The sequence below is a fragment of the Variovorax sp. EBFNA2 genome (assembly GCF_033802765.1).
Classification (GTDB): Bacteria; Pseudomonadota; Gammaproteobacteria; order Burkholderiales; family Burkholderiaceae_C; genus Variovorax; species Variovorax paradoxus_H.
The window spans coordinates 266,294-291,239 of record NZ_CP138496.1 but is presented as its reverse complement, the minus strand read 5'-3'; the positions used below and the strand labels follow the sequence as shown (position 1 = coordinate 291,239).

Genomic DNA, 24,946 nt, shown 5'->3' with positions numbered 1-24,946 from the left:
CGTCATGCCCATGGCACGTGGCCTTGCGAAAACAACTGGGAGAACAGCGGCGTGTTGAGCCCGCCGCCGTGCGCCGCGGTGCGCAGCGGCGAGCCGTCGGCCTGGTTGGTCCACCAGTAGCTGGTGCCGCCGAAGGGGTCGAAGCACAGCGGCAGTTCGGGCCAGCCCAGGCGCTGCTGCGCGCTCGCGCCGCGCGCCCCGTGGGCAGCCGGGCCCGCCGCCGCGCCGAGGACCGAGAGGATGTCGTCCGAGCCGCCGCTGGCCGTGCGAAAGCCCGTGCGGCCCGCAGCCAGCACCTGGCTGTCGAAGAGGTCGGGCGCCACGCCATGGCGAATCGCCTGCAGCAGCGCGCTGCCGCACTGCCAGTACCACGCGGCCGAGCCCTCGAGCACGGCGGGGTGGTAGCGGCTGGCGTCCACTTGCAGCGTCACGCAGGCCGGGTAGTAGCGGCCCACGCGGTCGCAGCTGGGCGCGATGCAGCCGAACTGCACCGCGTTCACGCCGTGCGTCGCCGGAATGGCGAAGTTCCAGACCGGCGCCACCGCGTAGTGCCGCGTCATCGCGTCGGGCCAGCGCTTGAAGCTGCCCAGGCCGTTCTGCATCCAGCGGTCCCACCAGGCCTGCAGCTCGCGCGGCATGCGGCGGTAGAGAAAGTCGCCGGCCGACGGCAGCTTGCCGTACCAGCCGATCTGCTCGTCGACCGGCGACCAGGCCTGCGGAGGGAGTGCGCTGTTCATGCCCGCGCCCTTCTGTCTGGCCCCTTCCCCCGCTGGGGGAAGGCTGGGATGGGGGCAGGCAGAGCGCCCGATAGGAACGCCGCGTGCCCCCACCCCTGCCCTCCCCCGGAAGGGGAGAAAGAAAAAGGGCACGCCGCGCGCACGATGTGGTTCATCTCAGGATTTCCCCGGGCACGAGAAGCCATTCATCTGCGACAGCCGCAGCGGGTTGTAGACGCTGTTGGCCGTCACCGCGAGCACCACCTTCTTGCCCTGCAGGTCGAAGGTCGCGTTGAACGATTCGGGCGTGCGGCCCGACGAGATCGAGGCCTTGTCGAACAGCCGGTGCAGCGCCCACGGCCCTTCGGTCACGATGCCGCCGGCCGGCGTGCCGTTGGCCACCGTCACCTGCAGCCGCACCTGGTTGCTGTTGCGCGGGCCGGGCCACTTGATGCTGCTGGGCGCCTGCGGGCCGTGGGCGTAGCGCACCGTCTGGCCGTCGATGTCGAGCGTGAACTGCGTGAGCGCGGCATCCATGTCCTCGGGCCGGATGTCGAGCGTGAACGAAGGCGTGCGCCCGCCCGCCATGCCCGAGAAGAACACGTCGCGGATCGCCTGCGCCTTCTGGAACGCATCGAGGTAGGCCGAGCGCCCCGATGCGCTGCCGTCCACGCCGCGCTTGAAGGTCCACGGATTCACCGAGGTGTCGACCTGCGAGGCGAGGTTCTTCTGGAAGAAGTCGTCCATCATCCCGCCGGGCGCGAACAGCTGCGCGAAGTCGCCGGCCGCCACGTCGCGGCTGGAGCCGCGCGCGAACGGGTAGCGCCCTGCAATCGCCTGGCTGCAGAACTGCCCGATGGTCGCGGCGGCGTTCTGCCCGATGTTCTGCCGCGTCACCGCCGCAGCCTTCGACGACGCGGTGGCCGACAGGTCGTTCAGCATGCCCTGGAACGGCACCGGCAGGCGCCCGGCTTCGGCCTGCAGCTTCGTCACCGCGTCGCTGGAGGGCGGGATGTTGCCGCTGCGCAGCGCGGTGTCGGTGGCGGTGAGGAAGGTGTACAGCTCGTTGATGAGCGCGGCCGTCTGGTCCAGCGGCGACTGGCCGCCGGCCTTGGGCGCGGTCACCATGCGGCGCAGCGGCGCAAAGTGGTTGTCGACCAGCGACTCGGGCCGGTCGGGTGCGGTGTTGCGGCGCTGGCTGCCGTCGGGCTGGCCGATGAGCTGCTCGATGCGCTCGCGCGTGCTCGTCACGCGGTTCTGCGCCTGGTCGAGCAGGCTGCGCGCGGCCTCGTCGTGGTTGCGCAGCAGGTCGGTCTCGCGCGCGGCGCCGCGGATGATGCGCGACATCGGCGACTCGCCCGTCGACAGCACGCGCGTCATCTGGATGCTCTGCAGCAGCGACTTGCTCTCGGCCAGCCGGATGTCGGCCAGGTACTCGTCCCAGGTGCGGATGTAGTCGCTGAGGTACAGGCGCCGCACCTCGCGCAGCAGCAGCTCGCGCGAGGTGATGTCGGCCATGCCCGGCGCGCGGATCTGCAGCACCCAGCGGTCTTCCTGCTCCAGCCCCAGCGCGGTCTCGGCCATGCGCTTGTCGAAGATGTCCCAGTAGCCGCGGTAGGTGAAGAGCGTGGGAATGCCGTCGGTCAGCGGCTTGCCGCTGGCGCGGCGCACCACCAGCGCCGACTCCGCACCGCCCGCCTCGGCGATGGTGAAGGCGTTGGGCGCGCTGGTCTGCAGGAGGATGCGGCGCAGCCGCGCGTACGAGCGCTGAGCGAGCGGCACGCCGGCCAGGCGCTCGCGCGTCTGCGCGATGAGCTTGTCGTCCTTGGTGAAGGGCGAGGTCACGACGCGGTCGGCGAACAGCGTCTTCAAATGCGCCTCGAGGTTCGTGCGCTGCTCGCGCGTGAGCGAGGCGCCGATCTTGCGGTCGACGTCGGTCAGCAGCCAGGCCTGCAGGAAGTCGGCGTCGTAGCGCTCGGGGTCGTACAGCATGAGGTAGGCCTTGAGCGCCTCGTAGCTGTATTCGGCATCGGCCTTCGCGGCCTCGCGCAGCGACTGCTCCACGCGTTGCGCGGCCTGCGGTAGCAGCACGGTTTCCAACGCGCGCTGGTACACGCCGTCGGTCGCGGCCTGCAGCTTCTCGCCCTGGTAGAGGCCAAAGCGGTAGCCCACGGGCGGATCGCCGATGTCGAACTCGGCCGACTTCGGCAGGTCGCGCAGGCGGTCGAGGATGAGCAGCGAGCTCGCGACGTCGCCGCTCGAGTCGACCACCGTCGGCAGCTCGCCGCGCGCCGCCGCCTTGTTGAAGGCCTTGGCGTTGCCGTCGACCTCGGCCACGTAGGCCTTGTTGTGGCGCCAGCTGTTGGCCCAGGCGCCCAGCAGCACCACCGCGAGCAGCCCGACCAGCGCGTAACCCGCGAGGTCGATCGCGCGGCGCCGGCGGTACCAGCGCAGGTTGGTGCCGGCCACGCCTGCGTCGCGGAAGATCACCTGCTGGAGCAGCTCTTTCAGGAAGTAGCTCTTGCCCGGCCCCGGCGGCGGCGCGGGCGGCGCGTTCACCTGCAGGTAGCGCTTGATGGCGCCCATCACGCGGTCGAAGGCCGTGCCCTCCTGCGTGCCGCTGGTGAAGTACACGCCGCGCAGCAGCGGCGCCACCTCGAACTTCGACGGGTTGAACACGTCGGCCAGGAAGGTGCCCAGGATGTCCTCGAAGCTCGCGAACTGCTGCGGCAGCAGGTAGGCCTGCGCGCGCCGCATCGGGTCGGGCTCGGTCGCCATCAGCTCGGGCAGGCGCTCGTCCAGGCGCTGGTGCAGCAGCTTGTATTCCTGGTGGAAGCGCTCGCGCAGGTCGGCCTTGGCCGGGTCGGCGGGGTTGCCTTCGATCGGGAAGGTGAAGCCCCACACCTGCTGGCGCTCGGCGCGGCCCAGCGAGCCGAAGTACTCGTTGAAGCCGGCCAGCAGGTCGGTCTTGGTGACCAGCACATACACCGGGAAGTTGATGCCCAGGTCGTTGCGCAGTTCGAGCAGCCGCTTGCGCAATGCCATCGCGTGGCGTGCGCGCTGCGCGTCGTCGGCCAGCGGCAGGTCGGCGATGCTGATGGTGAGGATCGCGCCGTTGATCGGCTGGCGCGGCCGGAACTTCTTGAGCAGTTCGATGAAGCCCTTCCACTCGCCCTCGTCGGTCTCGCGGTGGCTCTCGTGCGTGGTGTAGCGCCCGGCCGTGTCGATGAGCACGGCCTCGTTGGTGAACCACCAGTCGCAGTTGCGCGTGCCGCCGATGCCGCGCACTGCCGCCTTGCCCAGCTGGTCGGCGAGCGGAAAGTCCAGGTCCGAGTTGACCAGCGCCGTGGTCTTGCCCGAGCCCGGCGCGCCGATGAAGATGTACCAGGGCAGCTGGTAGAGGTACTGCCGGTCGAACAGCGCAAAGCGCCCGGCCGCCTTGCCGCCGGGGCCCGGGGCGAAGCGCATGTTCTTCAGCACCGCGGTCGCGTCGGAAAAGCCGCTGTGCAGCTCCTTGATCTCGGGCGCGTCTTCGGGCTTGGCAGCCTTCGCCTTGGGCGACGGCGTGCGCAGCTGGTGCAGCAGCTGCGCGTTGAGCCGGCGCTCGCGCCACTTGCGGTAGGCCACGCGCACCAGCCACACGCCGAACATCAGCGCGATGACCACGATGCGCACGAACTCGCTTTCGAGCGGCCGGTAGCGGCCCACGGCGATCACCGGGCCGATGACCCAGATCAGGAACGCGAGCGCGATCAGCCCCAACAACACCCAAAGGTCGCGGCTGACGAGAAAACGGAAGAGCGCGCGCAGCATCAGCGGGTTCCTCCTTGTTGCGGGTGCTGCGGTTGCGGCGCAGACCCCGGCACGGGCACGCCCGCCACCGGCGCCACCAGCAGCGTCACCTCGACGCGACGGTTGCGCGCGCGGTTGGCCGCCGAGTCGTTGGGCACCAGCGGATCGGCGTCGCCGCGGCCTTCGGCGCGCAGGCGTTCGGGCCGCGTGAGGCGCCGGCCGATCATGGTCTTCACCGCATCGGCGCGCGCCTGCGAGAGCTGCCAGTTCGACGGAAAGCGCACGCTGCGGATCGGCTGGTCGTCGCTGAAGCCGCTGACCAGCACGTTGCCTTCCACCGCGTTGAGCGCATCGGCCACGCGCGCAAGCACCGGCGCGTAGCGGTCGAGCACGCGGTCGGAGCCCGAGGCGAACAGGCCGTCGCCGCGCAGCACCACCACGCTGCGATCGGCCTCGTCGCGCACCGTGAGCAGGCCGTCGCGGATCTCGGGTTCGAGAAAGCGCTGCAGGCGCGGTTGCGCCGCCACGGGCGCGGCCACCGCGCGCTGCGTCTGCGGCAGGCGCACCGCGCTCACGGCCGAGAACGCGCCGTCGGAATGGCCCGCGAGGTTGAAGGTGAGCACCGCGAACACCAGCACCAGCAGCACCGCCGCCACCGCGCCCACGGCCCACACCGGCAGCCAGTGGCGCGTGCGGCGCACGGGCGCGCTCGCGTCCTGCCAGTGCGGCGACAGCGGCGCGGCAATTTCGCCGCGCGTCTGCCGGATGATCTGCAGCAGCCGCTGCTTGAGCGTTTCGAGCTGCGAGCGGCCGTTGTCGATGACGCGGAAGCGCCCCTCGAAGCCCATGGCCAGGCAGAAGTAGATGAGCTCGATGAGGTGCAGGTGCTGCTGCGGGTTCTGCACCAGCCGCGACAGCAGCTGGAAGAACTTCTCTCCGCCCCAGGTCTCGTTGTGGAACATCACGAGCAGGCTCTGCGACGACCAGATGCTGCCGCCCCACGGCGTGAGCGCCGCGGCCTCGTCGACCGCCGTGCACAGGCAGTAGCGCGCGCCGATGATCACTTCGGGCGCGATGCCGGCCTGCTGCGCGCGCGTCTCGAAACGCCGCACCTCGTCGACCAGGTGCTCGCGCAGCTGCGCAGGCGCCGGATGGTGGCCGGTGGCGCGGATCTGCGGGATCAGGTCGAGCAGCGGGTTGGCCGCCGCGACCAGCGGGTTGTTGCCCGCCAGCGCCGTGTCGCCCGCGTGCGGACGCCGTGCGTCGTGCCACGCGGTGAAGGCATCGGGCTGCGGCTGCGATGGTTGCGGCTGCAGCGACCCCGGGCCGCTGCTGGTGTTCGCACCGCCGCCCGGGTTGGGCGGCACGAAGCCTCCCGGGCCGACGGCCATGTCATTGGCACCGTTCATAGGGTCCCTCACGGACGGATGGCCCAGAACTCCATGGAGAGCCCTGGAAAGTCGCCGGCCAGGTGCATGGCGACGCCGCCCGATTTCTCAAGCTGGCGCCACATGTCGCCGCCCTTGTCGAGTTCGAAGTAGTGGTAGCCCGCGTGGTACGGGATCTGGCGCGGCGCCACCGGCAGCGAGCGCACGACCACGCCGGGCAGCTGCAGCTGCACGAGGTCGCGGATGCGCTCGACCGAGCCGATCTTGACCTGCGTCGGAAAGCGCTGCTGCACCGCATCGGCCGGCAGGTCGGCATGCACCGCGAGCACGAAGGCCGCGTTGCGCACCAGCACCGGGTCGGGCATGCGGCCCACGCGCACGCCGTGGCTGCGCTCTTCCAGCTCGATGGCGATGGCGCTCTGCTCGAGCACCGCCGACAGCGAACGCCGCAGCTCTTCCATCAACGGGCGGATGCTCTCGTTGAGGTTGTCGTGGTCGTACACCGGCCACACCACCGGACGGCGCGTGGGCGAGGTGTGCGTGGCGAGGTCGCAGGCCAGCTTGAGCCAGTCGACGAACAGCGTCTCGGGGTGCACCTGCACCGCCTGCTGCGCATGCCAGGTGAGGGCGAGGTAGCGATTGACCAGCTCCAGCAGCAGGAAGTCGGAGACCTCGCTCACGCCGCCGCGCCCCGGCTGCGACAGCCGCGAGGCCAGCGCCTCGGAACGCTGCGTGAGCAAGCCGTGCAGCTCGGCCGTCATGCTGCGCAGCATCGGATGCGCCGAGGCATCGAGCACCGGCGGTATGTAATTGGCATCGACCACCAGCTTGTGGTCGGTGCGCCGCTCGATCACGCGCACCGCACCGATGGCCTGCCACTCGGCCGTGAGCGACGACGCGCGCGCCAGCCGCAGGCGCGGCTTGGCCAGCTGCAGCACCGCGGGGCCGAGTGCGACCGCATTGGCGTCGGCCACTTCGCGCTCGACCACGCCGAAGCGCGCGGCCGAGCCTTCGTCTTCCGAGAAGATCACCTCTTCGCTGCCGGGCCGGCGCAAGGGCAGCGCGAGCACGATGAGTTCGTCGGTGAGGTCGGTGGGCACGTCGAAGGGCACCGGTGCGTCTTCGAGGCCGAACGAGAACGGCGTGCCGTCGGGCAGCACGCCCGCGCCGGCGAGCAGCGACACGCGGCCGAGCGCGAAGGCGTCGCGGTCGATGTCCAGGTGCAGCCATCCCCAGTAGGCACCTTGCATGCCCGCGGTGCGGCGAGTGACGTACTGCTCGACATAGCGCTCCATCTGCTGGAAGTGCTGGGGCCGCAGGTACATGCCTTCGGACCACACCACGCGATTCGCCAATGCCTGAGATTGGGCGCCCTGGACGGCCGCGCCCGCGTTGCGAACTGTCACCAAAGAACCTCCTGGAGTGCTCACACGGAGGCGGGGAATGCGCTGTACAGCGGCTCCCCGCTCGATCTTCTTTCGCGCCTGATGCTACACGGCGCCTCTTGCGTTCTGCACGACTTTTCAGAGGCAGATGCGCCGCACTTTCGTATTAGCGCGCGCTGAAAATTAACGACTTGGTAGCACTTCGAGGCCGCTCTTGCGCACCGCGATGCGCACGCCCTGCTCGCTCGGAGAAAACTGCCACACCTTGTAAAGATTCGTTTGCTTGGGCTCCTTCAACGGCAACACGATGCGCCACCGAGCCGCTTCCAGCTTGCGATAACCGGCGATCACGCCGATGGCGCGCGAGTCGAGTCCGGCCTCGCGCTTGAACACGCGTTCCTCGCCGCTGCGCATGATGGCCTGGTCCGCGTTCACGAGTTCGGTCATGAGCGTCTCGCGGTCGCGGTCCTGCAGCGCGAAGTAGTCTGCCGTCTCAAAGTTGCCGGAAGATTTCAGTTCGAAGACCTTCACGAGAATCGGTGCAGCCTGGCCACGGCCGTCGGGATTCACGCCTTCGTCGATGCGCACGGTGATGGCGTAGGGCGTGGGCATCGACTTCGCTGTCGATGCGCATCCTGCAATGCCAGAGAGGCCTGCGAGCAACGGTGGTGTTGCCAATGCGCCTTGAATCAAGGTCCGTCGATGCATGAGATCTCCCTGAAAGCTTCGCGATCTATATTATCGAAACCATGCACGCGCACGGTGTGCATTGCGTGCTGTTGCATCACGATGCACGGCACACTGTCTCTCACGCATTGCCTCTCGCGAAGTAGGAGAAAAGATTGAAGTCTTGCCTGCCTGTTCTGTCTTTTGCCTTCACGCTTGCGCTGTTGAGCGGCTGCCAGAGTACCCCCGATGCATCGCAGCAACCCGAACGCCTGAGCCAGCAAGTGGCCCGCACCACGCTCGAACGTGCGCAGCAGGCCTACGATGCGGGCGACTACCCCAAGGCCATCTCGACACTCAAGAGCGGCGGCGTGTCGGTGTTCGACGGGGCCGAGCCCGCCACGCGGCTCGCCGCGCTGAAGCTCGAAGCCTTCAGCTACTGCGTGAACAACCAGATCCCGGAATGCCGCACGCAATTCCGCAAGCTCCTCGATGTGTTCCCGAGCTTCGACCTGAACGTCGCGGAACGCACCCACCCCGTGTGGGGCCCCGCGTTCGAGGCCGCGAAGAAGATGAAGCGCGGATGACACGCGGCCGGCCACGGCCGCGCAGTGCTCATGCCGCGACGAACATGGAGATGCCATGCGCTGGACAGTGATTGAACACGGCGGCACGCCCGTGGCCTCCGGGCCCTCGGCGCTGCTCGCCGCCCCGGGCGGCACCATCGGCCGCAGCCCCGACAACCACCTCGTGCTGCCCGACGAACAGCGGCAGATCTCGCGCCTGCAGGCCACCGTGCGCTTCGACGACGAAGGCGCCGCCGTGGTCCGCAACATGAGCGCGGTGCTGCCCATCAGCGTGAACGGACGCATGCTGCGGCACGAAGAAGAATCGCGCGTCGCGGAAGGCGACCGCGTGACCATCGGCAGCTACGTGCTCCAAGCCGCGAGTGCCGCACAGGCCGCGCCGCCCGCCGTCACCGAAGCACCGATCACCGAACCGATCGGCGAACATCCGGTGGCGCCGATCACGGAGCCGCCGCCTGTGTTGCCCGTGTCCATGTCTGCAGCGCCAGCGCCTTCTTCATCGATCAGCGCGCTGCTGCCTGCCGCCTCGCCGGCGTCCGATGTCTTTGCGGACCTGTTCGGCGAGGGCGCGCTGCCCATCGGCGATGCGCCGCCCGAGAAGACGGTCGCGATGCCCACCTTCGCACCCCCGCCGGTGAACGCGCCGATGAACGCGCCGGCACCTGCGCCGCTGCCCGCGCCGCCGCCACCACCACCACCGCCCCCGTTTTCTTCCGCTGGTGCAGCGGCTCCCACGACCACGCAGGTCTCCGCGCAGATGCCATCGGCCGCCGACTGGGACGCCATCCTCGCGAACGCGCCGCGCCGTGCCGACGATGCACAGGCGCCGATGCCCGACCCGATGGCGCAGGAGCCCTTCGCCCTGCCCTCGCAGGCGCAGCGCAACCCGGTCGATCCGCTCGCCGAGCTGAACCCGCAGTCGACGCAGGGCCTGTCCGACCTCGCGCTCAAGCGCAGCATGGACCCGCTCTCCTTCTTCGCCGAAGACCGCGATGCGCCCTCGCCGCTGTCCGACCCGCGCCCCACGGCGCTGACGCAGGACAACCCGCTCGATGATGTGCACCCGGCCATGGACCTGATCGCCAGGCCGCCGGCCGCGTCGTCGGGCCACAGCCTCGCGAACCATGCGCGCGAGATGACGTCGCAGTTCAATCCGCCGCAGCCGGTGGCGATCACGCCGTCAGTCGCAACGCCAGAGCCCGTGGAAGAGGTTGCACCGCCGGTGGTTGAAGAGCGTGTCGTTGCCGCAGCGCCGGAGATTCCGGTCGCGGTCGCAGAGCCCGTCGTGCCGGATGACGCGCCGCCTGCCTTGCCAGTCGCTGCGCCGGCACCCGCATCGCCCCGCCCACCCTCGTCGAGCGACGACCTGTTCAAGGCGTTTCTCGAAGGCGCCGGCGTGCCCGAGATCGCGGGCCAGCAGCCGCTCGATGCCGACGCGATGCGCCACCTCGGCCGGCTGATGCGCGCCTTCACCGACGGCACCATCGAGCTGCTGTCGTCACGCGCCATGCTCAAGCGCGAGGTGCGCGCCGAGATCACCATGATCGTGGACGAAGAGAACAACCCCTTCAAGATTTTGCCCAACGGCCGCGCCGTGCTGATGCAGATGTTCGGCGCACGCATGCCCGGCTTTCTCACGCCCGAGGCCGCCGTGCACGACGCGCTGGGCGACCTGCAGTCGCACCAGCTCGGCATGGTCGCCGGCATGCGAGCCGCGCTGCTCACGCTGCTGCACCGCTTCGACCCGGGCGGCCTCGACCAGGCCACGCCGCACGACGGCGGGCTCGGCGAAAAGCTGTTGCCCGGCGGCCGCGAAGCGCGGCTGTGGCGCCAGCTGAAACAGCTGCACGCCAACACCACGGCGGCTGTCGAAGACGACTTCCAGGCCGTCTTCGGCCGCGCTTTCCAGCAGGCCTACGACCGCGAGATGGAACGCTTGAAGGAGGCGCGCCGTGCTTGAAGCCACCCGCACCTTCGCCGTGCCCATCTCGACCTCGCAGTTCTCGTGCGTGGGCGAGCGCAGCGGCAACCAGGACGCCATCGGTTACCACCTGGACGAACGCAACGCCTGCTTCGTCGTGAGCGACGGCGTCGGCGGCCACGCGGGCGGCGAGCTGGCCTCGCGCATCGTGGTCGACACCGCGCTCAACACCTTTGTCGACCACCCGTCCGTGGCGGCCGACGACATCCGCCACGCCGTGAAGGAGGCCAACGACGCCGTGCTCGCCAAGCAGCGCGAGCTGGCCGACCAGAACCGCATGAGCGCGACCATCGTCTCGCTGTTCGTCGACCGCGCCACCGGCGAAGCCTGCTGGGCCCACGTCGGCGACAGCCGCCTCTACTGGTTCCGCCGCGGCGCGCTGATGCAGCGCACCGAGGACCACAGCCTGTCGGAACGCTCCGGCGAGGCCGCCGCAGGCCACGGCGCCAACGGCGGCGAACGCCTGGTGAAGAGCAACCTGCTGTACCGCGCGCTCGGTGCGCGCGCAACGGCGGAGACCTCAGTGTCGACACCGCAGCGGCTCGCCGATGGCGATGCGTTCCTGCTGTGCACCGACGGGCTCTGGCAGCTCATCTCGCAGCAGGTGATGGAGCGATCGCTGCAGCTGGCGGCCAGCGCGGAAGAATGGCTGGCGCTTCTGCGGCGCGCGGCGGAGGCGAAGGCCGATGCGCTGCAGGACAACTACTCGGCGCTGGCGGTGTGGGTGGGGGCGCCGCAGCAGGTGACGCTGGCGGGGGTGGGGGCGGCGGCGGTGCACGGCGCCTAGCGGCACCCGAACCGGCGCCGCGGCGCAGCGCGCCGGGGCTCACATGTGCAGGATGTTGCTCTGGCTCGGAATCACGCGGTAGCCTCGGGCATTGCCGCCGTTCTGGTCCATCTGGTCGCTCAGGCGCACCGAGAGCGCGCCGCCCACGACCACCTTCTTGCCCGACGACGTGTACCACGCCGGCCCCATCACCAGCGGCACTTTCACACCGAGCCCGACGCCCGCGGTGTCCAGCATCGAGAAGGGATTGACCGTCGCCCTGTTGTGCGCGGGCGTGCACTTGTACAGGACCTTTCCCTGGCTCGGCACGGCCATCATGCCGTCCGCCTTGTTGATCAGCGGCACCGGCGCTGCCGGCGCCCGGCATGTATCGGGAACGGCGACGCTCGAACCGCCGAGTTGGCAACTTGCCTGGCACATGGCTGAACTCCTTGAATCAATGAAAGGGCTTCATTCAGCCCACGTGAATCTGTCGGGCGTCCACCTTCACCACCCGCTCGGCGGTGACGAAGGTGTTCTTGGCATGAACGCGCAGCATCTCTTCGGCCTGGTAGTCCAGCCGGCCGGCGCGCACCTGTTCCACGCCGTCGGTCATGCGAAACGCCGAGCGGCTGAGTTGCACCAACCGGTCGACGACGGCTTCGTAGAGCCGCCCGATGAGGCGCACATTGAGCACCTTCGCCTCGACATCGGTTCCCTCGTAGTCCAGCCGTCCCACGCGGCAATCGGCCTCGGCTGCGTCGAGTGCCAGCCGCGATGTGCCGATGCGCACGCTCTGGCGGCCCTTGAGCACGAGCTGCGTGTCCGCTTCGATGCTGACCTCGCCGCGGTTGGCTGCCAGCGTCATGCTGCCCTCGGTGTCGATGCGCGACACGCTGGCATCGGCCTGCTCGGCCACCGCGGTCAGGTAGAGGCGTTGCGCATCGGGGCCGGACACCAGCACCGTGTCGCCCAGCTCCGGCCGCAACAGGCAGCTCGCAGCACGCTGGCAGCGCAGCGGCACCTCGTCGCACACCACGGTGTAGATGCCGCCCGGCAATGCGCCCGTCACCACCCCCAACGCGTTGACCATGCCGCCGGACCGACGCTCGATGGCTTCGACCTCGGCTCGCGTGGGACGGTCGAAGGCGACAACGGAAGACGTGTGCGCGTTCATGGCAGGACGGCGCGGTGCGCGCGGCGTGGGAGGGCGGCGAACGAGATGGTCATGGTCTCTCCTGTCTGCGGCGTTGGGAACGGCGCGCCGAGAATTCCTCGGCGGCCAGGACATCGGGATCGGGTTGAAGAAAACCGCTGCGCTCGCCGATGCGCGCCCCTTCGAGCAGGGCGCGGTGCATGTGGGTGCGCGACAGCGTCGCCTCGCGCAGATCGGCCTGGCGAAGGTCGGCATGCGCGAAGTCGGCAAACACCAGCCGCGCGCCACGGAAGTCGGCGCCGCTGCAGCGTGCCCGGTGAAAGACGGCCTGCTCCAGGTTCGAGCGGGCGAAGTTCGCTCCCTCGACCTGCGCATCCACCCAGATGCCCTGCATCAGGAAGGCATCGCTGGCCTGGACGCCGCGCATCCTGGCATTGAGGAACACGCAGTTGGGCGCATGCGCGCCGGTGAAGCGCGCGCCTTCGAGCATGGCGCCCATGAAGTTGCAGGCCGACAGCGTGGCGCCCTCGAAGTCGCAGTCGCGCATCTGCGCGTCGATGAACTGGCAGTGCGCGAAGCTCTGTTCGCGAAACGACTGCCCTGTGAGGTTCGCCTCGACGAAGACCGCCTGCTGGAAGCGGCAGCCGCCGAAGCGCGCGGTGCGCAGGTCGGCTTCGTAGAAGGTGGTGTATTTGAGGTCGCAATCCGAGAAGTCGGTGCGCGCCAGGCTGCCTTCGGCGAACACCAGGATGTCGCAGCGCAGCGCGCGGAAAGAGGCGTCGTCCAGCGTGCAGGCCACAAAGTTGCTCATGGTGCTCTTGGCCTGGTCGAACACCGCCCCAGCCAGATCGCACGCGTGGAAGGTGATGTCGTCCATGAAGACACCGCGCATGCGGGCCTGCGCACCGTCGCAGCGGTCGAGTGCGCAGCGACCCAACTGTGCGCCTTCGAAGTCGGCCTGCGCCAGCCGGCAATCCTCGAACAGGCTGCCGTGAAGATCGGCACCGGTGAAGTTCGCGCCCGAGAAATCGGTCCGGGCGAACAACCCGCCCGACAGGTCCAGGCCCCGGAAGTCGAGCCCGGCGAGCCGCTTGCCTTCGATCCGCCCACCCGATTTCACCTGGGCCACCACATCCGCCGGCGTCATGCCACGGTTCCGCTCTTGCGCCTGGGCGTCGTGACGGCCTGCACCGCATGCGCGCCGTCGAACAGCGTGTGCTCGTCCGCCAGGCACTCCGACAGGTCGGTGCGAAACAGGTTCGCGCGCCGCAGATCGGCCGATGCGAGGATGGCCTTGCGCAACACGGCACCGCTCAGGTCCGCGTCGATCAGGCAAGCCTGGGTGAAGTCGGCGCGCATGAACATCACGCCCGGCGCATCGGCGCCTTCGAAGTTGGCATGGCGCAGCGAGGTGCTGCCGAAATCGCTGTTGAGAATCCGCGCGCCCGAGAAGTCCGCTTCATCGCACGGCACTTCGCGCAGGCAGCAGTCCTTCAGCGTTGCGTCGCGGAACACCGCGCCGCGCAGCACCGTGCCGCCGATGAAGCAGGTCTTGAGCAGATGCGACTGCGACAGGTCCACGCGCTCGACCGTCGGCATCGCCACCCAGGCGCAATGGGTCATGACGGCGCGCACGAAGCTCACGTCGTGCAGCTCGGACTCCATCAGCGAGCAGCGCTCGAAGACGGCATCGTCGAAGCGCGTCTGGCGCAGAACGCAGGCCTCCAGCAGGTGCAGTGCGGTGATGCGCGCGCGATCGAAGCAGCATTGATCGATGTGCACGGTCAGCCCCTGGATCTCTTCCACCACGGCGCCAGAGAAGTCGCAGCGCCGGGCCTGCAGTTGCTCGATCTGCATCTGGCGCAGCGTGGCCGCTTCGAACACGGCGTCTTCCAGGCTGGCCAGCGACAGGTTGCAGCCGTGGAAGACCGCGCGCCGCAGCGAGGTCCGGTGCAGCCTGGCGCGAACCAGCACTGCCTCGTGGAAGTCGCTGTCGTCCAGGGTGCAGCCGCTGAAGTCGACGCCTTCCAGCAGCGTGCGGTGCCAGCGCGTGCCGCGCAGGTCCATGCCGGAGAAGTCGGCGCCAGTGAAGTCCCTGTCGGAAAAATCCCGATCGCCCGCCAGGATGCGCTGTGCTTCCTCGCGCGCCTGTGCGGCGGCCGCACTGTCCATGGAATCAGCGGCGGACTGGTGGTGGGCCATGCGCCGGTAGGCCTCGGTCAGGCCCTGCCGGCCGTGCTCGGTCACGCGGCGCAGCTCGTCCTGTTTGTCCTGCGCCAGGGGAGGCAGTCCCACCGCTGCCGCCACGCCGGTGATGCCGTCGAAGAGTTTCCCGGTGTTGACCTTGGGCGGCCCCTTGACCACGGCCTGGTCGAACTTCTCGAAGAACTGCGAGGTGTCCATGCCGGCCTTGCGAGACATGGGCGCATTTTTCTTCGCCAGCACTTCCATCTTGGCGCGCGCCGCCGTGAGCCGGTCTTTCTGCGCCGCCGCCAGGGCCCGGGTTTTCTCGATGAAGGCCGGCAGGTCCTTCAGCGTCGGCGTGGCGGGGGTGGGATCGGCCGGAAACTGGTAGCGCGAAAAGTCGCCGCCCGAGGCGCGGTAGGCCTGCGAGAGCCGCTCGCGTGCCCGCTCGCCGCGTTCACGCATGTTGCGCGCCAGCGCATCCGACAGTTCCTCGCTCTCGGCATCGAGCCACGGACCGATGCATGCATCAGGCAACAGGGCCGTGTCGTCCAGCACGACGAAGGGCGCCCCTTCCGGATCGCAGCGGCTGTACAGAACCTGCCAGTAGTGGTCGGGGTCGCGCGGCGCATCGCGCGGGTCTTCCAGCGCGATCATCATGTGGCTCACGTCTTCGGCGTCGTTCTCGGTGACCGGCACGGCGCCATGGAAGACCAGCACCAGCCGGTCCAGATGCGGAAAGAACCAGGCGGTCGTCAGCTGCATCGTCACCTGCTCGAAGTCCTTCGCCTGCGGCATGGCCTCGGACCCGATCGGGGGCTCGACGCCGCGCACGATGAAGCCACAGGCACGCCAGACCGGCAGCGTGCCCCGGATCACGGCGTCTTCCGGGTGCATGTTGCGGATCTCGAAGGAGGCGCCGGCGAGCTCACCATCGCCCTCGCCCAGCCACTGGTCCGGCGATGCAGCGTTGAAGTACCGCCAGTCCATGTCCCTGGAGAAGCCCGGGAACAGATGGTCTTTCCAGTGATCGTCGTACTCGCGCCCCATCCGCTGCATGCGCGAAGGCCGCTGCATCTCGATGGCGCCCAACCCGGCGGGAGCAACCACCTGGTCCGGCCGCCGCAGCAGGTGGTCGGGGTGCTCGATGTTGGGCAGGCGGCGCGCGCGCACCCCGTTGACGACTTCCTCGCTGCGGCCGAGGCCCACCGGATTCTCTTCGTGGTCCGGGCCGCCATAGGCATGCTGCCAATCGATGGGCATCGCATCGAAAGCCTGCGGCGGACTGGGGCGGCCATCGATCCAGAAGCGGTCGCCGAACACGGCCAGCGCCTTCCTGCGTCGCCCCACCTGCACGCTCACGGCGGCCTGGGTCTTGTCATCCTGATGGCGGGTGTATGCATAGCCCGTGGCCAGGAACTCGGGCTGGCTCTTGGGCATCGAGACGTCCAGCACGCCGTCGCTGCCCAACGCCTGGGCCACGGTGTCCCAGAGCTCCGGGTCCGGCAGCAGGATCGGCACACCGCGCAGCGTCGTCATCCCGATCGCGGTCAGCGCAAGCCAATCCTGACCATCCTTCTGGAACGGGCGATGCATGGCGCTCAGGCGCAGCGGCTTGATGATTCTCATGAAGCGGGCGTGTTGCGGATTTCGAGCAGGGCCTTGTCGCGATCGATCGCGACGAAGCCCGGGTTGTCCCCCGCGTAGACGATCGGAACGCTGCGTCCGGTCACGAAATTGCTCATCAGTTCGCGCTCGATCAAGGTGGACACGCGGGCCTCGTGCACGACGCCCTGCGGGTCGCGGAACGACAGCAGGAGGTCGGTGGCGGCCAGCGCATAAGCCTCGCCGCCCGAGATCGCCAGCTGGTTGGCAGGGCGCGTCAGTCGCAGGACGACCGCTTCGCCGCGCGTGCCCGAACGCTGCAGCGACTGCCACCGGCGCTCGTCTTCCCGGTACGTCTCCTCCGTGGCCCTCGGCGGCACGCGCGCGGTCAGCGCCCATGCGCCGCCGCCGACGAATAGCACGAACACCAACGCGGCGCCTGCCACGTCCCACCAGTTCATGTTGTGGACCACCTCCAATGGCTTCACCGCTCAGATCCGGATGAACAGCTTCTTGGCGGCAAAGCACAACCCGCCGCGAACAGAGCTGACCTTCTCGTCCTTGACCTTGATGCTTGTGTTTTCAAGCTTGACCCTGGCGGTGATCATGTTGATCCGGGAGATGTTCATGAAGGTCCCGTTGAACTGCGCATTCAACAGGGAGACCTGGGCCTTGAGTCCGTACAGGTCCGCCGCAAACGCCCAGGCCCCCGTGTGCTCGAGGGTCCCATGGTTGTCCGTCCAGCGCCACCAGTCCTCGTTCGCGGCGTTCACGGTGTGCTGGGGCGTGTTGGTGGTCTTCTCCGGCGTATTGGTGGTGTCGGGCCCCGTGGTGGTCGTGGTCTTGCCGCCTTCCACGACGGTGGTGTGATCCCCCAGCACATTGCTGTGGAAGCCGCCGTTGACGGTGAAGTTCATGCCGTCGTTGATGGTCTGGTTCACACCGCCTGAAATGGTCTGCCGCACGCCGCCGGTGATCGTCGAGTTGATGCCGCCGCCGATGATTTCCTTGATGCCGCCGGTGATGGTCTGGTCGAGGCCGCCGCTGATGGTCTCCTTCATGCCGCCGGTCACGGTGCGGGTTTCGCCGCCGGCGATGGTCTCCTTGGCGCCGCCGGTGATGTCGCGCGTCTCGCCCCCGGTGATGGTTTCCTTCGCCCCGCCTTCCACGGTGCGCGTCTCCCCGCCCGTGATTTCTTCCAGCGCACCGCCCGTGATGTGGCGCTCCTCGCCCGACTCGTAGGTCGCCGACTCGTGCCCCTTGATCAGGGTCGTGCGCGTCTTGTCGGTCGTGTGCGTCTCGTCGCCCTCCACCTCCACGTCGAGGTTGCGCTCGGCGTGCAGCAGGACCTGCTCGGCGCCCTTCTTGTCCTCGAACATCAGCACGTTCGCATTGGCTTGCGAGCCGCCCGGCGTGGAGCGTGTGACGACGCCGCTTTTGGTGGCCTCGCCCGGCAGGTCGAAGGGCGGCATCTGGTCGGCGTTGTAGACGCGTCCGACGATCACCGGCCGGTCGGGGCGTCCGGAGATGAAGTCGACGATCACCTCCTGCCCGATGCGCGGCATGAACACGCCGCCGAAGCGCTCGCCGGCCCAGATGTGCGAGACGCGAACGAAGCGCGAGCTGTTCTCGTCGCGCTGGCCGTAGCGGTCCCAGTGAAACTGCACTTTCACGCGGCCGTACTTGTCGGTCCAGATTTCCTCGCCCGCCGGGCCGACCACCGTCGCGGTCTGCGGGCCGCTGGTGCGCGGCACCGGTGTCTCGCGCGCGGCGCGAAAAGGCGTCGACACCGGCTGCACCACGAAGTTGAAGTCGTAGTTGCCCGGCTCCTCTCCGGTCGCGTAGCCGCCTTCGCGCAGCGCGTAGGCCACCTGCACAGCCAGGTATTCCTGGTTGTCGTCGGCGCGCGGCGAGTTGCGCATGTTGAACTTGTAGCCCGGCGCCAGGCCGCGCACCGTGGCCTGCCCGGCGCTGCGCACCGCCAGCGACTGCGACTCCTCCAGCCGCATGCGCGCGTAGTGCTCGCCATCGCCTTGCGCCGGGTAGTCGCCCAGCCACTCGTACATGTCGTAGCCGGCGTTGTCGTGGGCGCGCGGCTGGCTGCGCACATTGACCAGGTCGCCCTTGGGCGTGGTGAAGTTGTAGTCGTCCACCGTGTAGCTGCCGCTGCGCACCTCCTCGGAGGGCTGCCATTCGCGGATGACCTCCATGTCTTCGGTGATCTCCCGGTCGGCCGCGAAGTGGTCGATCTGCTCATAGCCGGCTACCGTCTCGTGCGCGCCGATGTCGTCGGCCAGCACCAGCGTGTGCTTGTTCTTCTCGTGCTTGAAGAAGTAATAGATGCCTTCCAGTTCCATCAGCCGGCTGATGAAGGCGAAGTCGCTCTCTCCATACTGCACGCAGTATTCCCACTGGCGATAGCTGTTGCTGAGCTTCTTCTCGAACGGGAAGCCGTAGTCGCCGAGCACCTCCTCGACGATCTCCACCACGGTCTTGTTCTGGAAGATCTTGTTGTCGCTGGAGCGCGTGAGATACCACAGCCAGGGTCTCACCTGCGCGCGATAGACCGTGTGTCGCTCGGTCTTGCCTTCGCGACCGATCACGGTGAAGCGGGTGATCTGGCCGTCCAGGTAGCGCGGCGCGCCGCTGATGGTCAGGATCTCCAGCGTCAGCGGCTTGCCCAGCACCGACTTCATGTCGATCGAGGCATTCGGGCTCAGCAGGTCGACTTCGAACTCGAAGAGCTGCGAGAGACCCTCGGTGCCGTGCATCGAGCGGAACATCAGCTGGTCTTCGCCCAGCGGGGTGTGGGCCTTGACGATTCTGTTCATGGTGCGATTTCCTTCTTTTCGGCGGCGTGTCCGGAGAACGCGTAGGCGAAATCGTCGGCCGCGGCCGACAGGTCCACCGCCGCCAGCTTGCGCCCGCTGACGGTGGCACCGATAACCTCCTCGCTCAGGCGCGGGAGGATGGTGTGCGTGAGGATGGCGTCGATCATGCGGCCGCCCGACTCGATGGCAGTGCAGCGGCGTGCGACGAGTTCCACGGCGCTGTCGCTGTAGCGCAGGGCAATGCCGTGGTTCGCCCGCAGCCGCGCCGCGATGCGGTCCAGCTGCAGGCGAATGATCCGGTGCAGCGCATCGGCCTGCAGCGGGTAGTAAGGCACGACCACCAGCCGCCCGAGCAGCGCGGGCGCAAACACCTTCAGCAGCGGCTCGCGCAGCGCGGCCGCCAGCGGCTCGGGGTCAGGGCGCAACGTCGGGTCTTCGCACAGCTGCATGACGAGGTCGGTGCCGACGTTCGACGTCATGATGATCACGGTGTTGCGAAAGTCGATGTGGCGGCCTTCGCCGTCTTCCATCCAGCCCTTGTCGAAGACCTGGAAGAAGATCTCGTGCACATCGGGGTGCGCCTTCTCGATCTCGTCGAGCAGCACCACGCTGTAGGGCCGCCGGCGCACGGCCTCGGTGAGCACGCCGCCTTCGCCGTAGCCCACGTAGCCGGGCGGCGCGCCCTTGAGCGTGGAGACGGTGTGCGACTCCTGGAACTCGCTCATGTTGATGGTGACGAGGTTCTGCTCGCCGCCGTACAGCGCCTCGGACAGCGCGAGCGCGGTCTCGGTCTTGCCGACGCCCGAGGGGCCGCACAGCAGGAACACGCCGACGGGCTTGTTGGGGTTGTCCAGCCGCGCACGCGCGGTGCGGATGCGCCGCGAGATGGTCTCCAGTGCATCGGGCTGCGCGACCACACGGGCCGACAGAATCTCGCCCAGCCGCAGCACCGACTGCGCGTCGTCGCGCACCATGCGGCCGATGGGAATGCCGGTCCAGTCAGCCACCACGGTGGCGACGGCCTGGGCATCGACGGCTGCGAGGATGAGCGGTGTCTCGCCTTGCAGCTGCACGAGCTGGTCTTGTGCTTCGTCGAGTTCGGCGCGAATTTCTTCGGGTGTTCTTTCGTGCGCGGGCGCTTTTTCTTCGCTGTTGTCTTCTTCGACTTCGGCCTGCACCGGCACCGCCGCAGGCGACAACAGCTTGCGCAACGCAACGATGCGCTCGACCAGCGCGGCCTCTTCCACGCGCCGCTGCTCCAGCAGCGCGAGTTCGGCCTGCGCCGCCGCCACTTGCGCCGCAATGTCTTCGACGCGCTGGTGCTCGCCGACACCGATCGCCGCCTCGCGCCCCGCAATGCCCGACTCGATGCCCAGCACCTCGATGCGCCGCTTCAAATCTTCGAGCGCTGCAGGCAGGGCGTGCTGGCTCAGCGCCACGCGTGCGCAGGCCGTATCGAGCAGGCTCACCGCCTTGTCGGGCAATTGCCGCGCGGGAATGTAGCGGTGCGACAGGCTCACGGCCGCTTCGAGCGCGGCATCGAGGATGAGCACGCCGTGGTGTTTTTCCAGCTCCGCCGAGATGCCGCGCAGCATGACCACGGCCTTCGGTTCGGTGGGTTCGTGCACCTGGATGGTCTGGAAGCGCCGCGTGAGCGCCGGGTCTTTCTCGATGTACTTCTTGTACTCCGACCACGTCGTGGCGCCGATGGTGCGCAGCCGGCCGCGCGCCAGCGCAGGCTTGAGCAGGTTGGCCGCATCGCCGGTGCCTGCGGTGCCGCCCGCGCCGACCAGCGTGTGCACTTCGTCGACGAACAGCACGATGGGCTTGGGGCTTTTCTCGACCTCGTCGATCACCTGGCGCAGCCGCTGTTCGAACTCGCCCTTCACGCCCGCACCGGCCTGCAGCAGCGTGGGGTCGAGCACCCACAGCGACACGTCCTTCAGCGAAGGCGGCACGTCGCCGGCCGCAAGGCGCGAGGCCAGGCCTTCGACCACGGCCGTCTTGCCGACGCCGGCCTCGCCGGTGAGCAGCGGGTTGTTCTGGCGGCGGCGCATGAGGATGTCGACGATCTGGCGGATCTCGTCGTCGCGGCCGTACACGGGGTCGAGCTCGCCGGCGCGCGCCTTGGCCGTGAGGTCGCTCGCGTACTTGGCGAGTGCCGAGCCGCCGGCTGCGGGGGCATCGCCCTGGTGTTGCGCCACCGGTGCGCCCGTGCCCGCATCCGACGCGGCGTCGTAGTCGTCTTCCGGCGAGCCTTCGGTCCATGCCGCGAGCTGCGCGACGAGCACGTCGGGCACGAGCTTGTCGAACTCGCGCGAGATGCCCGAGAGCACCTGGCGCAGGCCCGGCGTCTTCACGATGCCGGCGAGCAGGTAGGCACCGCGGATCGACGTGGCTTCGAAGCGAAGGCTCGCGTACACCCACGCGCGCTCGACGGCGTGGTCGACGTGCTCGGAGATGTCGCTGATCGACGTGGCGCCGTGCGGCAGGCGGTCGAGCGCGCGCACGAGGTCTTGCTCGACCGCATCGAGGTTGAGTCCGGCGCGCTTGACGATGCGCAGCAGGTCGCTGTCCTGCAACTGCAGGATCTGGTGCAGCCAGTGCACGAGTTCGACGTAGGCATTGCCGCGCAGCTTGGCGAAGGCCGTGGCGGTCTCCAATGCCTTGTAGAGCATCGGATTCAGTTTCGAGAAAAGAGAGACGCGGCGGATGTCGGTCATGAAGAAGCCGGTGCGTTGCGGGAAAAAAGCGCCTCGGGCTGGAACACCATGTCGCCGGCGTCGGTGTCGGACAGGCGCGTGCCGAGCCAGCTGCCCCAGCCCAGGCGCTGGTCGCTGCTCAGCCGCATGCCGCGCGCCTCGGGCTTGCTGAGCACCAGCCGCAGCTCCCAGGCGAATTCGATGCCGACGTACTGGCGCACCCAATCGACCACCTGCCGCAGCCGCGGGCTGCCCGGCAGGAACTCGCGGAACTGCTGTTGCGACAGCGGCCCGAGTTCGAGGCGGAACTTGCTCTGCGCATCGCGCACGGCCAGGCCGATGGTGGCGCCGCTGCCGAGCCGGTGGTTGCGCCCGAGCAGGCCGATGCGGCTGACCTGGCGCTCGTCGATTCGCACCCAGTCGCTCACGAACTCGACCACGCGCACGGGCACATCGAAGTACAGGCGCAGGATCTGGATGAGCCCTTCGGGGTTGCGCGTCTGGCGCACGAGGTGCCCTGCCATGTGGGTGCGCGCATGGTCGGCGATGCGGTCGCGCGCCTTCAGGCCGGGCTGCCCCATGTTCATGAGGCTGGCCACGTAGTCGACGAAGCGGTGGCCGTCGGGGCGGTCCAGGCTGTTGACGGACTGCGCATCGGCCCACGCGCGGTAGAACAGCAGGATCAGCCGGTGATGGAACAGATCGGCGAACGCGCTCAGCGTGTTGTCGGCGTGGTGGCGCTTGCGCTCGCGGGCGTACTCGGTCAGGTGCAATGGCAGCGGGCCGTTGGGACCGAACAGGCCGAAGCCGTAGATCGAGATGCGCGGCGCGCCGTCGTGATCCACCTCGACGCCCGACACGTTCGACGGCGCAAACGCCATCGAGGGCTCCTGCCCCAGCCGCAGCGGCTCATCGAACGGGCGCGGCGCACGGCCCAGCAGCGGATGGCCGCCTTGCGCATCCAGCCGGCGCAGCAGCATGAACAGGTCGTGCTCGAAGGGCTGCTCGACGAGCTGGGCCCACAGCACGGGGTCGGCTTCGGGCACGCCACGGCGCGGCGTGGCTTTCGCCTTCTCCCGGGTTGGACTGCGCACCTCATCCGGCGCCTCGTCGCGCGCCTCGGCCTCTGCCGACAGCAGCTGCAGCATGGCGTCGTCGTCGGTGAGGCCGGTCGTGCTCATACGGCGGGTCGGCGTCCCACGCGCGGGGTCCAGCGTGCGATCTCGCCGCGCTGCAGACTCGACAACGCGAACTCGGTGAACGCGTTGAGCGACACGTGCCGGCTGAAGAACTGCTCCAGCACGGCACCGAACAGGTACGGGCTCGCGCCCGAGAACGCGACCTCGTCGATCTGCAGCGCGATCTCCACGCCGCGCCCGAACACGATCGGCCCCGGCTCGGGCAGGCGGCGGAACACGGGCGCCAATGCCATCGAGCGCACGCCCTGGATCTGCCGGCGCACCGCCGGGTCGGCGAGGTTGCCGTACAGGTCGAGCATTTCGCGCAAGGCGGCGGCGCCCTGCGTGGCATCGACGTCGGTCAGGCTCAGGTAGTTGAGGCCCAGGTGGCTGATGAGGCGCCACGTGAGCGCGCCTTCGGCCAGCGCCGGGTACGGCCGCGACGGGCCGCGCAGGATGCGCACGCCGCGCACCGGCGCCGACACGCGCAGCGTGAAGTCCGACTCCAGTCCGGTCGGCAGCAGCAGCGGCAGGTCGCGGTTGGTGCACAGCGCATCGAGGGTGATGTGGCGCAGGCTGTGCGGGAACGGTGCGTCGTGCTGGTCGACCAGCGACACATACACCTCGCTGCCCGTGTAGCTGGTGCGCGTGCCCTGCGCGCGTGCGCGGTCGGACACGAGGCGCGGCTCGCGGCGCAGCGAGAAGTAGGCGCCGAAGTCGCCGTCGTCGGATGCGAACGAACCGAGGAAGGGCCGGAACTCGCGCTCCTCCGAGCCGTTGGCCATGTGGCCCGTGACGCGCTCGACGGTGAAGATCTCGAAGTCGCGCGGGCGCGTGCGGTCGATCACCGCGTGGTGCTCGTGCTGGCCCGGCCCGACCGGGATGCGGTCGCTGCGGCGCGGCACGAGGTTGATGATGGGCGTGCAGAACAGCGAGAAGTGCTTGGCGTCGACGAGCCGCTCCAGGTCAGCGTCGGCGCGGTCGAGCAGGATCACGATCTCCATCGTGGTGCCGCCGATGGCCGAGGCCGCCGCGCGCAGGTGCTTCACGCTGAAGAACAGGTAGCGCTCGGGAAAGGCGAAGTACTCGTGCAGCAGGCGGTAGCCCTGGAACGAGCGCGCGTCGTAGGGCAGCAGCGACTGCTCGGGGTCGAAGCCCTCGTGGCGGATCGCCTCGTCGCCCAGCGGCACGATGCGCGCCGTGCTGCCGGGGCCCGCGCGGCACACGGTGGCCACGCTGTGGTGAGCAACCAGTTCGAGCACGCGCAGCGCATGCAGCTCCGCGCCCGAGAGAAAGAACTCGAGCCGATCGAGCGGCATCTCGGAAAAACGCGCACCGCCCACGGCCTCGAGCTTGATGGTGATGGCGCTCTTGGCCTGGCGCGCCGCCATCGGCAGCGCATGCGCAACCTCGGCCGGTACGGGGCCCAGGCTGGCGTCGGCAATCCTGATCGGCCACAGCGTGACGGCATGGCCCGTGCGGAACTCGCAGGCCGTCTGCTCGCCCTTGATCATGCGACCGCGCAAGAGCGTGTGGCGCGGCAGTTCGTAGCCCGCCTTCAGCGAGCCTTCGTTGAGGTTGCCGTCGATCTGCACCACGGCCATCGCGGGCAGCGGCGCGAGGAAGTTGGGGTACACCACTTCGAGCAGGCGCTGCGAGAAGCGCGGAAACTCCGCATCCATCTTGAGCTGGATGCGCGCCGTGAGAAAGCTGAAGCCTTCGAGCAGGCGCTCCACATACGGGTCGCTGACCTCGATGCCGCGCATGCCCAGGCGGCCCGCGATCTTCGGATAGCGCTGCGCGAACTCGGCCCCGAGCTCGTGCATGTAGGTGAGCTCGCGGTTGTAGTAATCGAGGAGCTTGGCGTCCATGTCAGCGGCCCCGCTCTTCGTCTTGTCCCCTCTCCCTTTGGGAGAGGGTTAGGGTGAGGGCAGCGGCCTCGACGACGCAGCCACCCGTTGCAAGGCCGTCGGCCCTCACCCCCGCCCTCTCCCAGAGGGAGAGGGAGT

Annotated in this window: 17 protein-coding genes; 3 read left to right on the top strand and 14 right to left on the bottom strand. The window is 68.8% G+C overall.

Annotation, left to right across the window (positions count from 1 at the left end; all coding sequences use genetic code 11):
• Positions 1-2 precede the first annotated feature (2 nt).
• The 5 genes from tagF to tssJ form a co-directional block, all read right to left on the bottom strand.
• Complete coding sequence (gene tagF, locus RZE79_RS01340) at positions 3-737, bottom strand: type VI secretion system-associated protein TagF (RefSeq protein WP_319358647.1); 735 nt, start codon at positions 735-737, stop codon at positions 3-5.
• Positions 738-893: 156 nt separating this feature from the next.
• Positions 894-4,529: a type VI secretion system membrane subunit TssM gene (gene tssM / locus RZE79_RS01335; protein WP_319358646.1), complete on the bottom strand. Its 3,636-nt coding sequence runs from the start codon at positions 4,527-4,529 to the stop codon at positions 894-896.
• Positions 4,529-5,917, bottom strand: coding sequence for a DotU family type VI secretion system protein (locus RZE79_RS01330; RefSeq protein ID WP_319358645.1), 1,389 nt, complete (start codon positions 5,915-5,917; stop codon positions 4,529-4,531). The genes tssM and RZE79_RS01330 overlap by 1 nt, the downstream gene beginning before the upstream one ends.
• Before the next feature lie 8 nt (positions 5,918-5,925).
• Complete coding sequence (gene tssK / locus RZE79_RS01325) at positions 5,926-7,221, bottom strand: type VI secretion system baseplate subunit TssK (protein WP_319361055.1); 1,296 nt, start codon at positions 7,219-7,221, stop codon at positions 5,926-5,928.
• Positions 7,222-7,464: 243 nt separating this feature from the next.
• Positions 7,465-7,893 carry a type VI secretion system lipoprotein TssJ gene (gene tssJ, locus RZE79_RS01320; RefSeq protein ID WP_319358644.1) on the bottom strand — a complete coding sequence of 143 codons (429 nt, stop codon included), beginning with the start codon at positions 7,891-7,893 and terminating at the stop codon, positions 7,465-7,467.
• Positions 7,894-8,123: 230 nt separating this feature from the next.
• On the opposite strand from tssJ, the gene RZE79_RS01315 reads away from it, so the two are divergent.
• The 3 genes from RZE79_RS01315 to RZE79_RS01305 are packed head-to-tail and all read left to right on the top strand — an operon-like array spanning position 8,124 to position 11,302.
• On the top strand, positions 8,124-8,534 hold the full coding sequence (locus tag RZE79_RS01315) for a TssQ family T6SS-associated lipoprotein (protein ID WP_153281175.1): 411 nt from the start codon (positions 8,124-8,126) through the stop codon (positions 8,532-8,534).
• Positions 8,535-8,589: 55 nt separating this feature from the next.
• On the top strand, positions 8,590-10,494 hold the full coding sequence (gene tagH / locus RZE79_RS01310; RefSeq protein WP_319358643.1) for a type VI secretion system-associated FHA domain protein TagH: 1,905 nt from the start codon (positions 8,590-8,592) through the stop codon (positions 10,492-10,494).
• A complete protein-coding gene (locus RZE79_RS01305) occupies positions 10,487-11,302 on the top strand; it encodes a protein phosphatase 2C domain-containing protein (RefSeq protein ID WP_319358641.1) in 816 nt (271 codons plus the stop codon). The genes tagH and RZE79_RS01305 overlap by 8 nt, the downstream gene beginning before the upstream one ends.
• Positions 11,303-11,341: 39 nt before the next feature.
• Here the strand turns inward: RZE79_RS01305 and RZE79_RS01300 are convergent, their stop codons facing one another.
• The 9 genes from RZE79_RS01300 to tssF are packed head-to-tail and all read right to left on the bottom strand — an operon-like array spanning position 11,342 to position 24,808.
• On the bottom strand, positions 11,342-11,722 hold the full coding sequence (locus RZE79_RS01300; protein ID WP_319358640.1) for a PAAR-like domain-containing protein: 381 nt from the start codon (positions 11,720-11,722) through the stop codon (positions 11,342-11,344).
• Positions 11,723-11,756: 34 nt separating this feature from the next.
• Positions 11,757-12,458 (bottom strand): DUF3540 domain-containing protein, encoded by a 702-nt coding sequence (locus tag RZE79_RS01295; protein WP_319358639.1) that lies wholly within the window; start codon positions 12,456-12,458, stop codon positions 11,757-11,759.
• A gap of 49 nt (positions 12,459-12,507) precedes the next feature.
• Complete coding sequence (locus tag RZE79_RS01290; RefSeq protein WP_319358638.1) at positions 12,508-13,584, bottom strand: pentapeptide repeat-containing protein; 1,077 nt, start codon at positions 13,582-13,584, stop codon at positions 12,508-12,510.
• Positions 13,581-16,250 (bottom strand): DUF2169 domain-containing protein, encoded by a 2,670-nt coding sequence (locus RZE79_RS01285; RefSeq protein WP_319358637.1) that lies wholly within the window; start codon positions 16,248-16,250, stop codon positions 13,581-13,583. The genes RZE79_RS01290 and RZE79_RS01285 overlap by 4 nt, the downstream gene beginning before the upstream one ends.
• Entirely contained in the window at positions 16,247-16,687 is a 441-nt protein-coding gene (locus tag RZE79_RS01280) for a hypothetical protein (RefSeq protein WP_319358635.1), read from the bottom strand. The genes RZE79_RS01285 and RZE79_RS01280 overlap by 4 nt, the downstream gene beginning before the upstream one ends.
• A 30-nt stretch (positions 16,688-16,717) precedes the next feature.
• A complete protein-coding gene (locus tag RZE79_RS01275; protein WP_319358634.1) occupies positions 16,718-19,057 on the bottom strand; it encodes a type VI secretion system tip protein TssI/VgrG in 2,340 nt (779 codons plus the stop codon).
• Positions 19,054-21,780, bottom strand: coding sequence for a type VI secretion system ATPase TssH (gene tssH / locus RZE79_RS01270; protein ID WP_319358632.1), 2,727 nt, complete (start codon positions 21,778-21,780; stop codon positions 19,054-19,056). The genes RZE79_RS01275 and tssH overlap by 4 nt, the downstream gene beginning before the upstream one ends.
• On the bottom strand, positions 21,777-22,940 hold the full coding sequence (gene tssG / locus RZE79_RS01265) for a type VI secretion system baseplate subunit TssG (protein ID WP_319358631.1): 1,164 nt from the start codon (positions 22,938-22,940) through the stop codon (positions 21,777-21,779). Before tssG ends, tssH begins: the two co-directional genes overlap by 4 nt.
• Positions 22,937-24,808 carry a type VI secretion system baseplate subunit TssF gene (tssF, locus tag RZE79_RS01260; protein ID WP_319358629.1) on the bottom strand — a complete coding sequence of 624 codons (1,872 nt, stop codon included), beginning with the start codon at positions 24,806-24,808 and terminating at the stop codon, positions 22,937-22,939. Before tssF ends, tssG begins: the two co-directional genes overlap by 4 nt.
• Between the last annotated feature and the right edge of the window lie 138 nt (positions 24,809-24,946).

Bases quoted from the DNA above. Each gene is read 5' to 3' on its own strand.
- tagF (WP_319358647.1), bottom strand. From the start codon at position 737: ATGAACAGCGCACTCCCTCCGCAGGCCTGGTCGCCGGTCGACGAGCAG.
- tssM (WP_319358646.1), bottom strand. From the start codon at position 4,529: ATGCTGCGCGCGCTCTTCCGTTTTCTCGTCAGCCGCGACCTTTGGGTG.
- RZE79_RS01330 (WP_319358645.1), bottom strand. From the start codon at position 5,917: ATGAACGGTGCCAATGACATGGCCGTCGGCCCGGGAGGCTTCGTGCCG.
- tssK (WP_319361055.1), bottom strand. From the start codon at position 7,221: ATGTACCTGCGGCCCCAGCACTTCCAGCAGATGGAGCGCTATGTCGAG.
- tssJ (WP_319358644.1), bottom strand. From the start codon at position 7,893: ATGCCCACGCCCTACGCCATCACCGTGCGCATCGACGAAGGCGTGAAT.
- tagH (WP_319358643.1), top strand. From the start codon at position 8,590: ATGCGCTGGACAGTGATTGAACACGGCGGCACGCCCGTGGCCTCCGGG.
- RZE79_RS01300 (WP_319358640.1), bottom strand. From the start codon at position 11,722: ATGTGCCAGGCAAGTTGCCAACTCGGCGGTTCGAGCGTCGCCGTTCCC.
- RZE79_RS01295 (WP_319358639.1), bottom strand. From the start codon at position 12,458: ATGAACGCGCACACGTCTTCCGTTGTCGCCTTCGACCGTCCCACGCGA.
- RZE79_RS01290 (WP_319358638.1), bottom strand. From the start codon at position 13,584: ATGACGCCGGCGGATGTGGTGGCCCAGGTGAAATCGGGTGGGCGGATC.
- RZE79_RS01285 (WP_319358637.1), bottom strand. From the start codon at position 16,250: ATGAGAATCATCAAGCCGCTGCGCCTGAGCGCCATGCATCGCCCGTTC.
- RZE79_RS01280 (WP_319358635.1), bottom strand. From the start codon at position 16,687: ATGAACTGGTGGGACGTGGCAGGCGCCGCGTTGGTGTTCGTGCTATTC.
- RZE79_RS01275 (WP_319358634.1), bottom strand. From the start codon at position 19,057: ATGAACAGAATCGTCAAGGCCCACACCCCGCTGGGCGAAGACCAGCTG.
- tssH (WP_319358632.1), bottom strand. From the start codon at position 21,780: ATGACCGACATCCGCCGCGTCTCTCTTTTCTCGAAACTGAATCCGATG.
- tssG (WP_319358631.1), bottom strand. From the start codon at position 22,940: ATGAGCACGACCGGCCTCACCGACGACGACGCCATGCTGCAGCTGCTG.
- tssF (WP_319358629.1), bottom strand. From the start codon at position 24,808: ATGGACGCCAAGCTCCTCGATTACTACAACCGCGAGCTCACCTACATG.